Annotated in this window: 11 protein-coding genes; 10 read left to right on the top strand and 1 reads right to left on the bottom strand. The window is 76.7% G+C overall.

Translation table 11 applies throughout. From position 1 onward, the window contains the following. Positions 1-18 precede the first annotated feature (18 nt). The 6 genes from ABT006_RS30015 to ABT006_RS29990 all read left to right on the top strand — a co-directional run bounded on the left by ABT006_RS30015 (position 19) and on the right by ABT006_RS29990 (position 5350). Entirely contained in the window at positions 19-258 is a 240-nt protein-coding gene (locus tag ABT006_RS30015; protein ID WP_350711836.1) for a DUF397 domain-containing protein, read from the top strand. A 139-nt stretch (positions 259-397) separates the two neighbouring features. Continuing rightward, positions 398-1279 carry a Sco1979 family transcriptional regulator gene (locus ABT006_RS30010; RefSeq protein WP_502891041.1) on the top strand — a complete coding sequence of 294 codons (882 nt, stop codon included), beginning with the start codon at positions 398-400 and terminating at the stop codon, positions 1277-1279. 108 nt (positions 1280-1387) lie between these two features. Continuing rightward, on the top strand, positions 1388-2236 hold the full coding sequence (locus ABT006_RS30005; protein ID WP_350711832.1) for an SAM-dependent methyltransferase: 849 nt from the start codon (positions 1388-1390) through the stop codon (positions 2234-2236). A 168-nt stretch (positions 2237-2404) separates the two neighbouring features. Beyond that, positions 2405-3460, top strand: a complete 1056-nt coding sequence (locus ABT006_RS30000; RefSeq protein ID WP_350711831.1) for a LacI family DNA-binding transcriptional regulator — start codon at positions 2405-2407, stop codon at positions 3458-3460. A gap of 2 nt (positions 3461-3462) precedes the next feature. Beyond that, complete coding sequence (locus tag ABT006_RS29995; protein ID WP_350711829.1) at positions 3463-3666, top strand: hypothetical protein; 204 nt, start codon at positions 3463-3465, stop codon at positions 3664-3666. Positions 3667-3799: 133 nt separating this feature from the next. Further along, entirely contained in the window at positions 3800-5350 is a 1551-nt protein-coding gene (locus ABT006_RS29990; RefSeq protein WP_350711828.1) for a serine/threonine-protein kinase, read from the top strand. A gap of 175 nt (positions 5351-5525) precedes the next feature. Here the strand turns inward: ABT006_RS29990 and ABT006_RS29985 are convergent, their stop codons facing one another. Continuing rightward, entirely contained in the window at positions 5526-6404 is an 879-nt protein-coding gene (locus ABT006_RS29985; protein WP_350711826.1) for an alpha/beta fold hydrolase, read from the bottom strand. Between the two features lie 172 nt (positions 6405-6576). On the opposite strand from ABT006_RS29985, the gene ABT006_RS29980 reads away from it, so the two are divergent. From ABT006_RS29980 to ABT006_RS29965, 4 genes are all read left to right on the top strand, one after another. Then, positions 6577-10056: an ATP-binding protein gene (locus ABT006_RS29980; RefSeq protein ID WP_350711824.1), complete on the top strand. Its 3480-nt coding sequence runs from the start codon at positions 6577-6579 to the stop codon at positions 10054-10056. Between the two features lie 134 nt (positions 10057-10190). Beyond that, complete coding sequence (locus ABT006_RS29975; protein ID WP_350711822.1) at positions 10191-11003, top strand: DedA family protein; 813 nt, start codon at positions 10191-10193, stop codon at positions 11001-11003. 4 nt (positions 11004-11007) lie between these two features. After that, positions 11008-12153 carry a sensor histidine kinase gene (locus ABT006_RS29970; RefSeq protein ID WP_350711821.1) on the top strand — a complete coding sequence of 382 codons (1146 nt, stop codon included), beginning with the start codon at positions 11008-11010 and terminating at the stop codon, positions 12151-12153. After that, the gene (locus ABT006_RS29965; protein WP_350711819.1) at positions 12144-12788 is read left to right on the top strand and encodes a response regulator; all 645 of its coding nucleotides are present in this window, start codon (positions 12144-12146) and stop codon (positions 12786-12788) included. The genes ABT006_RS29970 and ABT006_RS29965 overlap by 10 nt, the downstream gene beginning before the upstream one ends. The last annotated feature ends 145 nt before the right edge of the window (positions 12789-12933 follow it).

Below are 12933 nucleotides of genomic sequence, written 5' to 3'. Positions count from 1 at the left end.
CAAAGAGAAAGACGCCCCATGCAGCAGCCACCGAACGGCGTTCCCACCAGTCAGTTGCCCCCGCTCAACTGGCAGAAGAGCCGCCGGAGCAACCCGAGCGGCAACTGCGTCGAGCTGGCCCAACTGCCTGGCGGCGCCGGCATCGCCCTGCGCAACTCGCGACACCCGGAGGGGCCCGCGCTGATCTACACGACGGACGAGATCGCCGCCTTCGTGCTCGGGGCCCGCGACGGAGACTTCGACCATCTCATCGGCTGAGCGCTCGTCCCGCCTGCGGTGCTGACGGCCCCTGGCCCTGGGAGTTCTTCTCACTCACGGTTCATGGCATGCTTACACGTCGGCCGGGGCTGGGGCTCCCGGCCGGGCATGATCCGGCATGCGGAGGTCGGCAGTGACGATGGTTCCCGTCGAGGGCGGCCCGGCCACCGGGCCCACCGTGCTGCGCATGCTGCTCGGCGCCCAGTTGCGTCGTCTCCGCGAGTCCAGCGGGGTGACGCGGGAGGGCGCCGGCTGGGAGATCCGGGCCTCCGAGTCGAAGATCAGCCGGATGGAACTGGGCCGGGTCGGCTTCAAGGAGCGTGACGTCGCCGACCTGCTCACTCTCTACGGCGTCACCGCGCCCGAGGAACGCGAGGCGCTGCTCAAGCTCGCCCGGGACGCCAACAGCCCGGGCTGGTGGCACCGCTACGGCGACGTGCTGCCGAGCTGGTTCCAGTCGTACCTCGGTCTGGAAGCCGCCGCGGCACTCATCCGCTCCTACGAGGTCCAGTTCGTCCCCGGCCTGCTCCAGACCAGGGAGTACGCCCGGGCGGTGGTGCTGCTCGGCCACGGGACGGCCGCGCCGGCCGAGATCGAGCGCCGGGTCGCCCTGCGCATGCAGCGCCAGCAGTTGCTACGCCGTGAGAACCCGCCGCTGCTCTGGGCGGTGGTGGACGAGGCCGCGCTGCGCCGGCCCATCGGCGGCCGGGAGGTGATGCGCGGCCAGGTGGCGGCACTCGTCGAGGCGACCAAGTCGCCGCACATCCGGCTCCAGGTCATCCCGTTCGCGGCCGGCGGGCACGCCGCGGCGGGCGGCGCCTTCACGATCCTGCGCTTCGGCGACCAGGACCTGCCGGACATCGTCTACATCGAACAGCTCACCAGCGCGCTCTACCTCGACAAGCGCGACGACCTCGACTACTACGCGGTGGCGATGGAGCGACTCTGCGTCGAGGCCGAGCCGCCGGAGCGTACGCCGGAGATCCTCGGCCGGGTCCTGGACGACCTCTACCCGGGTTGACGGCCGCGGGGCCCTGCCCCGGGGGGCGGTGCGGCTACCATGATCGCCGACCGGCGACAGTGGACGGACGCCACCGGTGACGGTTGGCGCAGAGTCGTGGAGGCAGCCTTGACCGCCGACGCCCCGGGCGCGACGACCGGCCCCACCCACCCGAGCGACCGCATCGACACGTCGGTGGCCCACCCCGCGCGTCGGTACAACTACTGGCTGGGCGGCAAGGACAACTTCCAGGCCGACCGGGACTCCGGCGACGCGGTGGCGGCGGCCTTCCCGACCATCCGCACCGCCGCCCTGGAGAACCGTCGCTTCCTCCAGCGGGCCGTACGCCACCTGGCCCGGGAGGCGGGAATCCGGCAGTTCCTCGACATCGGCACCGGCATCCCGACCGCCGACAACACCCACGAGGTCGCCCAGGCGGCCGCCCCCGAGTCGCGGGTGGTCTACGTCGACAACGATCCGATCGTGCTCGCGCACGCCCGGGCGCTGCTCAACAGTTCGGCGGAGGGTGCCACCGCCTACATCGACGCCGACCTGCGCGACCCGGAGAAGATCCTCCGGCACCCCGACCTGCTGCGCACCATCGACCTGTCCCGGCCGGTGGCGCTGATGCTGGTGGCAATCCTGCACTTCGTGCCCGACGGCGACGACCCGTACGCCGTGGTCGCCCGGCTGCTCGAGGCGCTGCCGCCCGGCAGCTACCTCGCGGCTTCCCACGCCACCTACGACCACCTGCCCCCGGAGATCGCGCGGGAGGCGCGGGCCGCCGGCCGGGGCGGCGGCCCGCACGGCGTGATCAGTCTGCGGAGCCTGGCGGAGTTCACCCGGTTCTTCGACGGGCTCGAGGTGGTGGAGCCCGGCGTCACCTCGGTCGCCGAGTGGCGCGCCGAGGGCGCCCCGCTGCCCCGGCCCACCGCGGCGGAGGTCAGCATGTACGGTGCGGTCGCCCGCAAGCCCTGACCGCCGCTGTCTCGACGCCGCCCCGCCCGGCCTGACCGGGCGGGGCGTTCTCGTCTCCGCCCGTCGCGGCGTGTCGACGCCGCCGATCGCTGGGTCGCATTGACGCCGCCGCCCGTCGGCACTAGCCTCTGTATCGATCCAGACTGAATCGATACAGAGGAGTGCGCGGTGAAGCCGACCCTGCAGGCCGTCGCGGACGCCGTCGGCGTGTCCCGCAGCACCGTCTCCAACGCCTACAGCCGCCCCGACCAGCTCTCCGCCGCGCTGCGCCAGCGGATCCTCGACACCGCCCGGCAGCTCGGCTACCCCGGTCCCAACCCCACGGCCCGGTCCCTGCGGCGCGGCTGGGTCGGCGCCGTCGGGGTGCTCTTCGAGTCCCAGCTGTCGTACGCCTTCACCGACCCCTTCGCGGTCCGCTTCCTGGCCGGCGTCGCCGAGGCGGCCGAGCGGCACGGCACCAGCCTGCTGCTCGTGCCCCTGCCCGCCGACGAGACGGCCGCGCGGCGGGCCGTGGAGAACGCCGCCGTCGACGGCTTCTGCGTCTACTGCGTCGGCGACGAGGGCTGGATCGTCGACGTGCTCCGCGACCGCGGCCTGCCCGTCGTCACCACCGCGCCCCGCGACGACGCGGGCCCCGACGACCGCTACGTCGGCATCGACGAGCGCGCCGCCGCCCGCGCGGTCGCCGCGCACGTGGCCGGGCTCGGGCACCGCCGCGTCGCCCTGCTCGGCGACGCCGTCCGGCCCGGCGCGGCCCCGGGCGAGGTGCGGCTCGCCGACGTGGCCGAGGTCGCGCACCCCACCACCCGGGCGCGGCTCGCCGGGTTCGCCGACGCCTTCGCCGAGGTCGGCGTCGCCTGGTCCGAGCTGACCCTGCTCGCCGCCACCGGCAACAGCCGGTCGGCGGGCGCCGCGGCCGTCGCCGCCGCGCTCGCCGCGCCGCAGCCGCCCACGGCGGTGCTGGCCGGCTCGGACGTGCTCGCCCTCGGCGTCCTCGACGCGCTCGCCGAGGCCGGCTCGCCACCGGTCTCGGTCACCGGCTTCGACGACATCGCCGAGGCCGCCGCGGCGGGCCTCACCACCGTGCGGCAACCCGCCGAGGAGAAGGGGCGCATCGCCGCCCGACTGCTGCTCGACCCGCCCGCCGACCCGGCGGCCGGCCACGTCCTGCTGCCCACCGCACTCGTCGTCCGGACCTCCACCGGACCCGTCCCGAGGAGCTGACCATGGAACAGCCCACCGGCTTCGTCGTCGCCATCGACGCGGTGACCCGACACGTCAATTCGGCCCGGCCGGGCGCGCCGGTCCGCGCGGAGCGCCCCCGCACCGCGCGGCTCGCCCCCACCCGGCTGGCCGCCGCCGGGGCCCTGCGCCGGCTCGCCGACCGGATCCAGCCGCCGTCGCTGCCCGCGCCGCAGCGCTGCTCCTGACCCGCCGCCGGACCCGCGCGGGTGGTGTGCGCCACCCGCGCGGCCGGTCGTCGCGGCAGCATCGGGACGGCCGGCGCGCAACCGGGCATGGCGGGTGGTGGCCGCCCCGGCGGGCCAGGCAGACTGAACGGCTATGTCGCCGTTCTCGCCCGCCCTTCGGTTGCACGACCGTTACGTCCTGCGCGAGCGCATCGGCCTCGGCGGGATGTCCGAGGTGTGGCGCGCCGACGACGAGGTGCTGCACCGCCCCGTAGCGGTCAAGGCCCTCGCCGGGGAGTTCGGCACCGACCCGCAGCTGCGGGCCACCATCCAGCGCGAGGCCCGCGCCGCCGCGCGGCTCACCCATCCCCACGTGACCCAGGTGTACGACTACGGCGAGGCGAGCCTGGCCGGCGGCGCGGTCGTGCCGTACCTGGTGATGGAGTTGGTGGAGGGGCGCAACCTCGCCGACCGGCTCGCCGACGGGCCGCTCGCCTGGCCGGACGCCGTCCGGCTGGCCGGTCAGGTCGCCGCCGCGCTCGCCGCCGCCCACCGCATCGGCGTGGTGCACCGCGACATCAAGCCGGGCAACGTCATGCTCACCGAGACCGGCGCCAAGGTGCTCGACTTCGGCATCGCCGCGCTCGCCGGCCCGGACCACCCGCTGGCCGGGCAGACCGGCGAGCTGCTGATGGGCACGCCCGCCTACTTCGCGCCGGAGCGGATGCGGCCCGGGCCGCCGAACCCGGCCAGCGACGTCTACGCCCTCGGCGCGCTGCTCTACCGCACCCTCACCGGCCAGGCCCCGCTGCCCGTGCGGACCTGGGAGGACGCGCTGGAGGTGCACGCCGGGCACACGCCCGTGCCGCCCCTGCGGATCCCCGGCCTGCCCGCCGACGTCGCCGACCTGACCCTGGCCTGCCTCGCCGCCGACCCGGCCCGCCGGCCGACTGCGGCCCGGCTGGCCGCCCGTCTCGCCGGCGCGGCGCCCGCCAACCCGCACACCGCGCTCCTGCCGACCCTGCCCGCCCCGGCGGCGGGCGCGGTCCCACCGGCGCACCCGCCCACGCTGGTCGACCGCTCGCTACCCACCTCGGCGGCGGCCTCCACCGGCCGCCCGGGATTCCCGGTGACCGCCGGCCGGGCCGGCGTGCCGGCGGGGGTCGGCCGACCCGTGGCCGCCGGCGGCCCGCGTCCCGCCACCGGCTCGCGGACCTCGGGGAACCGGCCGATCGCGGTGCTGGTCGCCGCCGGCGTCGCGCTGCTCGTCGGGCTCGTCGGGGTGCTCGCCCTCGACGACGACGGGAATCCGCCGCCGACCGCCGCCCCGTCCACGGCCACGCCGGCCGAGGAGCCGAGCACCGCGTCGCCGACGCCGGAGGCCACCCCCTCCGCCCCGCCCGCGACTGCCCAGCCAGACCCGATCGGCCTGCGCCAGCTCGCCGCCGAGTTCGCCGCCGTGCTGGTGCAGGCGCAGGCCCAGGGCAAGATCGAGCGGAAGACGGTCGAGCAGTTGCGGGACAAGCTCGCCGACCTGAGCCGCGGCAAGCTGAAGGACCGGCCGAAGCGGGTCGAGGACCTGCGGGAGCGGCTCGCCGAGGCGGTTGAGGAGGAGCGGATCTCGCCCGACACGGCGGCCCGCCTCGATGCCCTGCTCGACCGCGTGGACACCGGGTCGCCGGGCGACGACGAGGACGACGACTGAGCCCCGCCCAGCCGATCCGACGCCCCGCTCAGCCGACCCGGACCGCGACCCGGACCGCGACCCGGACCCGGACCCGGACCGCGGACCCGGACCCGGACCCGGGCCGCGGACCCGGGCCGGCCGTCGGCGCGCGGGGTGCGCTGGGCCACCCCAGCCCGGTACGGCTACCGGCCGGTCACCTGGCCAGGAGGGCGCGCAGGGCCTTGACGACCTCGGCGGGCGACTCCTCGGCCATGAAGTGGCCGCAGGAGACGGTGCGGTGCTCCAGGTCCGGTGCCCACGCCCGCCACAGCCCGGCCGCGTCGTAGCCGAGGGCCGCGCCCCAGTCCTGCTGCAGCACCGTCACCGGCATGCGCAGCCTGTTGCCGGCCGCGCGGTCGGCCCGGTCGTGCTCGACGTCGACGCCGGCCGAGGCGCGGTAGTCGGCGACGATCGAGGTGACGGCCTCCCGGGACGCCCGCAGGTACGCGGCCCGCACGTCGGCGGGCAGGGCGTCCGGGTCCCGGGTCCAGGCGTCGAGGAAGTGGCCGAAGAAGGCGTCCGGGCTGGCGCCGATGAGCTGCTCGGGCAGGCCGGGCGGCTGGGCCATCAGGTAGAGGTGGAAGCCGACGGCGGCGGTCGTGCCGTGCAGGACGTCCCACATGTCGAGGGTCGGCAGCACGTCGAGCGCGGCGAGGTGGGTGACCGCCCGCGGATGGTCGAGGCCGGCGCGGACGGCGACCAGCGCGCCCCGGTCGTGCCCGGCCAGGGCGAAGCGGTCGTGCCCCAGCGCGCGGGCCAGCGCGACGACATCGGCGGCCATGGTCCGCTTCGCGTACGCGGTGCCGTCGGGGTCGGCGGGCTTGTCGCTGTCGCCGTAGCCGCGCAGGTCCGGGCAGATCACGGTGTGGTCGGCGGCGAGGTCGGCGGCGACGTGCCGCCACATGAGGTGGGTCTGTGGGAAGCCGTGCAGCAGCACGACCGGGCTGCCGGAGCCGGCGACGGCCGCATTGAGCGTGACGCCGTCGGCGACGGTGACGCGCCGGTAGTCGAATCCCCTGATGGTCGGGTTCACGGGTGGTCCTCTCTGCGGTGCCGGTGAGGTGGCGGACGCGGTGGTCGTCGGGGACCACGTCGTCCGGCGTCGAGCCTGCCCGGGGCCGGTCAGCGACCGGTCAGCAACGGGTGAGTGGCGCGCGGACCCGGCCGTGGGAGAGCCGGCGCTCGGGCGTGCCTAGATTGGTGTCATGACCAGGCAGTCGGCGGCACCCCCGGTGGCCTTCGGCGTGCTGGGGCCGGTGGAGGCGGTGAACGACCTCGGTCCCGTCGCGCTGAAGGGCCCCCGCCAGCGGGCGGTGCTGGCTCGCCTGCTCGTCGCCCGGGGCCGGGTCGTGCCGGTCGACCGGCTCGTCGGTGACCTGTGGGAGGAGCCCTCGGACGGCGCGGTGGGGGCGATCCGGACGTTCGTCGCCGACCTGCGCCGGGCCCTGGAACCGGGCCGGCCACCCCGGCAGCCGGCCCGGCTGTTGGTGACCGATCCGCCCGGGTACGCGCTGCGTGCCGCGCCCGAAGCGGTGGACTCCTGGCGGTTCGAGGCGGCGGTCGCCGAGGCGGGCGAGTTGCTGGCAGCGGACGGGCCCGGGCCGGCGCTGGCCTGCCTGGACGGCGCGCTCGCCCTGTGGCGCGGCCCCGCGTACGCCGAGTTCGCCGGGCAGCCCTGGGCCCGGGCCGAGATCGACCGGCTCGACGAGCTGCGAATGCTGGCCGTCGAGCGGCGGGCCGAGGCGCTGCTGGCCCTGGGCCGGGCCGCCGAGGCGGCCACCGGACTGCGGGCCCACGCCACCGGTCACCCGCTGCGGGAGGACGCCTGGCAGTTGCTGGCCACAGCCCTGTACCGGTCGGGTCGCCAGGGCGAGGCACTGGCCGCGCTGCGGCAGGCCCGCGCCACCCTGGTGGCGGAACTCGGCGTCGACCCGGGCCCCCGGCTGCGGCGACTGGAGGCCGACATCCTCGCCCAGGCGCCGGAACTCATCCCGCCCGAGGTGTCCCCGCCGGCGCGGGCCGACGCCGTGCCACCCGCTCCCGGCGGCGGCACCGAGCAGGGACGCGACCGCCCGGCGGCGCCGCGCGGGACCTCGCCGACCGGTGCCCGGGACCGCGACGACCGCCGCCCGTTCGTCGGCCGTGACGAGGAGTTGACCCTCCTGCGGCAGGCCGCCCGGCACGTCGCCCGGCACGGCGCCCCCGTGCTGGCCCTCGTCTCGGGCGAGGCGGGCGCGGGCAAGACGGCCCTGGCCGACGCGCTCGCCGGGGAGTTGACCGCCGACGGCTGGACGACGGCGTGGGGCCACAGCCCCGAGTACGAGGGCGCTCCCGCCGCCTGGCCGTGGACCCAGATCACCGACGCGCTCACCACCGGCCCGGCGCCGCACGCCACCGGCCGGCGGGAGACACCGTCGCCCGGCCCCGACCCGGGGCCGTACGCCGTCGGCGCGGGGTCGGACGGCACCGGCGCGGGGCCGTACGCCGTCGGCGCGGGGTCGGACGGCACCGGCGCGGGGCCGTACGCCGTCGGTCCCGGCGAGGACCCGGCGGCGGCCCGGTTCCGGGTCCACCGCGCCACCGCCGCCGTGGTGTCGGCGGCGGCCGGCCGGGCGCCGGTGCTGCTGGTCGTCGACGACCTGCACCGCGCCGACGCCGACACCCTGGACCTGCTGACCGCCCTGGTCGGCGCGCCGGAGCCGGTCGCCGGCCCGCTGCTGGTCGTGGGGACGTACCGCGCCGCCGAGATCACCCCGGAGCTGACCGCCGCGCTGGCCCGGGTGGCCCCCACCGAACCGGTCCGGGTCTACCTCGGCGGCCTGCCCGAGCCGGCGACCGGCGACCTGGCCCGCGCCGTCGCCGGGCCCGCGCTGGACGACGCGGTGGTACGCCTGATCCACCGTCGCAGCGGCGGGAACCCGTTCTTCGTCCGGGAACTGGCGCGGCTGCTCGCGGCCGAGGGCGAGTCGGCGCTGCACCAGGTCCCGGCGGGGGTGCGGGACGTGATCCGGCACCGCCTCGCCCGGTTGCCGGACGCGGCGCAGACCGTGCTGCGGCAGGCGGCGGTGCTCGGCCGCGACGTCGACCCGGACGTGCTGGCCGCGCTGGCCGGCGACCCCGCGCCGGTGCTGGACGCCCTGGACCGCGCCCTGGCGGCCGGCTTCCTCGGCGAGCACGAGGCCGACGGGCGGCTGCGGTTCACCCACATCCTGGTGCGGGACACGCTCTACGGCGACCTGTCCGGGCCGCGTCGGGCCCGCTGGCACGCCGCCGCCGGGGACGCCATCGAGCGGCTGTACCCGCACGACGTCGCCGCCCTCGCCCACCACTTCGCCCGCGCGGCGACCCGCGCCACCGCGCCCCGCGCCGCGCGCTACGCCCGGGCGGCGGCAGCGCAGGCCGAACGCCACTTCCACCCGCACGAGGCGGCCCGCCTGTGGCGGCAGGCGGTAGCCGCCCACGACCGTGCGGGCGGCGACGACGTACGCGGGCGGCTGGATGCGGCGATGGGACTGGGCCGGGCACTCGCCGTCACCGGCCACCTCGACGAGGCGCGGCGGCTCCGGTCGGCGGCGATCACCACGGCCGTCGGGCTCGACGATCCGAGCCTGGCCACGAGCGTGCTGACCGCGTTCGACGTCCCGGCGATCTGGACCCGCAACGACGACGAGCAGCTCTCCCGCCAGGTCGTCCGGGCCGCCGAGCGCACGCTGGCCGCGCTCGGCGACGACGAGCCGGAACGGCGCAGCCGGCTGCTGAGCACCCTCGCCCTGGAGTTGCGCGGCACGACCACCGACCGGGGTCACCGGGCGGCGCGCGAGGCGGAGGCCATCGCCCGGCGGCTGTCGCACCCGGCGCTGCTCGCGCACGCGCTCAACGCCCGCTTCCTGCACTCCTTCGGCCGGGCCGGTCTCGCCGCCGAGCGCGCCCGCATCGGCGCCGAACTGGTCGACCTGGCCGCCCGGCACGAGCTGGTGAGCTTCGAGGTCCTCGGCCACCTCGTCCTCCTGCAGGCGCACTGCGCCCTCGCCGACCTCACGGTCGCGGACGCGCACGCCGACGCCGCGGACCGCCTCGCCGAGCGGTACGACCTGCCGCTGGTGGGCGTCTTCACCCGGTGGTACGCCGCCCTGCGGCTGGCGGTCGGCGGTGACCCGGAAGGGGCGGAGGCCGCGTACCGGACCGCGCAGGCCACGCTCACCGGCAGCGGGATGCCCGGCATGGAACACGGCCTGCTCGCCCTCGCGCTGCTGTGCCTGCGCCTGTCACCCGCACCGGGGGAGCGGGGTGCCAGCGGGCCGGGGCGGCACGACCGGGCGGAGGGGGACTTCGGGCCGTACGAGCCCTGGGCCCGGCCCCTGGTGCTGCTCTCCACCGGCCACCGGGGCGAGGCCGCCGCCGCGCTGCGCGCCCTCCCGGAGTCACCGCACGACCTGCTCCGCGAGGCCCGGCTCTGCCTCGCCGCCCGAGCCGCCCTGGCCCTCGGTGACGGCGCGACGATGCGGTGGGCGTACGCCGAACTGGCGCCCGCCGCCGACGAGCTGGCCGGGGCCGGCAGCGGCATCCTCACCCTCGGCCCGGTGGCCCACCACCTCGGCGACCTCGCCGCCGCGCTGGGCCGCCCCGACGAGGCCGCCGCGCACCGCCGGACCGCCCGCGCGGTCGCGGCGCGGGCGGCCCGCTAGGACGGCGGCCACCACCGGGTCCGTCGGGCGCGGCCCCCTGCGGTTTTCCGCACCCCGCCCGGTGCGGTCGCCCGGCGGAACCGGGCGGCCGGCCCCATGGCCGGCTCTCAGGATGAGTTCGTAGCGTGGGGGCCATGATTCGTACCGCGCACGCCCTGCTCGCCACCGGAACCGCCACGGGGGAGGCCGCACCACCGGAGGACGGCCTGGTCGGCTACGTCACCGGCCTGGTGGAACGGCTCGGTGGTCCCGGCGCGGGCCTGGCCGTCGCCCTGGAGAACCTCTTCCCGCCGATCCCCAGCGAGGTGATCCTGCCGCTCGCCGGCTTCGTCGCCGGTCAGGGGCGGATGAGTGTGGTCAGCGCGATCTTCTGGACCACCCTCGGTTCGCTGCTCGGCGCCCTCGCGCTGTACTACATCGGCGCCGCGCTCGGTCGGGAGCGGATCCGGGCGATCGCGGAGCGGCTGCCGCTGGTCAAGCTCAGCGACGTCGACCGCACCGAGGAGTGGTTCCTGCGACACGGGGTCAAGGCCGTCTTCTTCGGCCGGATGATCCCGATCTTCCGCAGCCTGATCTCCATTCCGGCCGGCGTGGAGCGGATGCCCGTGTGGACGTTCGCGGTCTACACGACCCTCGGCAGCCTGATCTGGAACACCACCTTCGTGATGGCCGGCTACCTGCTCGGCGACAACTGGCACCTGGTCGAGGGGTACGTCGGTGTGTTGCAGAACGTGGTCATCGTCGCGAGCGTGGCGGCCGTCGGCTGGTTCGTGGTCTCCCGGGTGATCCGCGCCCGGCGCGGCGCGGCAGCGGCCGTCGAGGCGGAGCCGACCACCGGACCCGCCCCGCTGCACCACGCGCCCGACCCGGCCGGGCGGGGCACCATCTACCGCAGCGCCTACTCCGACGGGCAGTCCGACCCGTGGGACCGCGACGGGGTGCGCTGAGCCGGTGGAGGCGCCCCGGCCGGTGACGCCACGCCCGACCCGGATCCCCGTCGGGGTCGCCCTCGGGATCCTCACGGCCGTGGTCGAGGCGCTGTTCCTCCTCGGCGCGGCCGTCGCCGTGGCCGGCGCCGCGGCCGTGCCGCCGGCCCGCCGCCGCGTCCGCACCGCGATCCGCCGGTACGCCGCGACGCTGGCGCGGTACGAGCGGGACCGGCTGGCCCGGTTCCACGGCGTCGAGGTCCCGCCCGGGGCGGCGGGCCGGCGGGAGGTCGGTTACCTGGCCGCCCGCCTGCTGCCCGGGGCGCTCGGCCTGCTCGCGTACGGGGTGCTTGCCGTCGGCGTGGTGCTGGCGACGATCGTGGTGCGGGCCGTGTTCCGCGGCGACCTCGGCGTGACCGACGCGCTGCTACAGGCCGTCGTCGGCGCGGCGCTGCTCCTGGTCAACGTGCAGGCCGTGGTGAGCGTGGCCGCGCTGGACGTCCGGCTCGCCCGGCGCCTGCTCGGCCCGAACGCCCGTACCCTGCTGGAAGACCGGGTCCGGGAGTTGGCCGCCAGCCGCGCCGGCGTCATCGCCGCCGTGGACGCCGAACGGCAGCGCATCGAGCGGGACCTGCACGACGGTCTCCAGCAGCGCCTGGTCGCCCTCGGCATGCTGCTCGGCCGGGCCCGCCGCAGCCGGGACGCCGAGCGCACCACCGCGCTGCTCGCCCAGGCCCACGCCGACGCGCAGCAGGCCGTCGCGGAGCTGCGCGAGGTGGCCTGGCGGGTGTACCCGTCCGCGCTCGACGACGCCGACCTCGGGCAGGTGCTGGAGATGGTCGCCCAGCGCTCCGACGTTCCCGTCCGCGTCCGCTGCGACCTGCCGGTACGCCCGCAGCGGCAGGTCGAGACCGTGCTGTACTTCGTCGCGTGCGAGGCGCTGACCAACGCGGCCAAGCACGCCGCCGCTACCCTGATCACCGTCGAGATCGGGGCCGGGGAGGAGTTCGTCCGGATGACGGTGCACGACGACGGCGTCGGCGGGGCCGACCCCGCCGGGCGCGGGCTGTCCGGCCTGGCGCGACGGGTCGCGGCGCAGGACGGGCGGCTGCGGGTCGACAGCCCGGCCGGCGGGCCCACCACGGTGTCGGTGGAGCTGCCGTGCGGATAGTGCTCGCCGAGGACTCCACGCTGCTGCGCGAGGGCCTGGCCCGGCTGCTGACCGAGGAGGGCCACGAGGTCGCCGCCGCCGTCGCCACCGCCGACGACGTGGTTGCCGCCGTCGCCCGGCACCGGCCCGACGTCGTCGTCACCGACGTACGGATGCCGCCCACCCACACCGACGACGGGCTGCGGGCCGCCCTGGAGATCCGGCGGCGGTGGCCCGGCACCGGAGTCCTGGTCCTCTCCCAGTACGTCGAGAAGCGGTACGCCACCCGGCTGCTCGCCGACCGCCCCGAGGGGGTCGGCTACGTGCTCAAGGACCGGGTCGCCCAGGTGGACGACTTCCTCGACGCCCTGGACCGGGTGGCCGAGGGCGCGACGGCGTTGGACCCCGAGGTGGTGCGGCAGGTCCTGGCCGGCGCCGACCGCACCGACCCGCTGGCGCGGCTGACACCGCGCGAACGGGACGTGCTGCACCACATGGCGCAGGGCCACACCAACGCCACGATCGCCGGGCGGCTGCACGTGTCGCAGAGCGCGGTGGAGAAGCACATCAACACGATCTTCGACAAGCTGGAGCTGTCGCGGGCGGGGGGTTACAGCCGACGGGTGCTCGCGGTGCTGCGGTATCTCGGGGTCTGAGTTCTTCTCTCTTCCCTTGTCTCGCCCTGGTGGGGGTGTGGGGGTGTGGCCCGCCGTGCCCGGCTCCGGGCGGTCAGGCTTGATCCCTGCGCCGGGTCGACTACCGGGACTGGCAGGTGCCGCTGGGCCGCCGGTTCCGGGCGTT

Origin of the sequence: Micromonospora sp. NPDC002717 (assembly GCF_040295705.1) — a bacterium.
GTDB lineage: Bacteria > Actinomycetota > Actinomycetes > Mycobacteriales > Micromonosporaceae > Micromonospora.
This window is presented reverse-complemented; position numbering and strand designations above follow the sequence as displayed.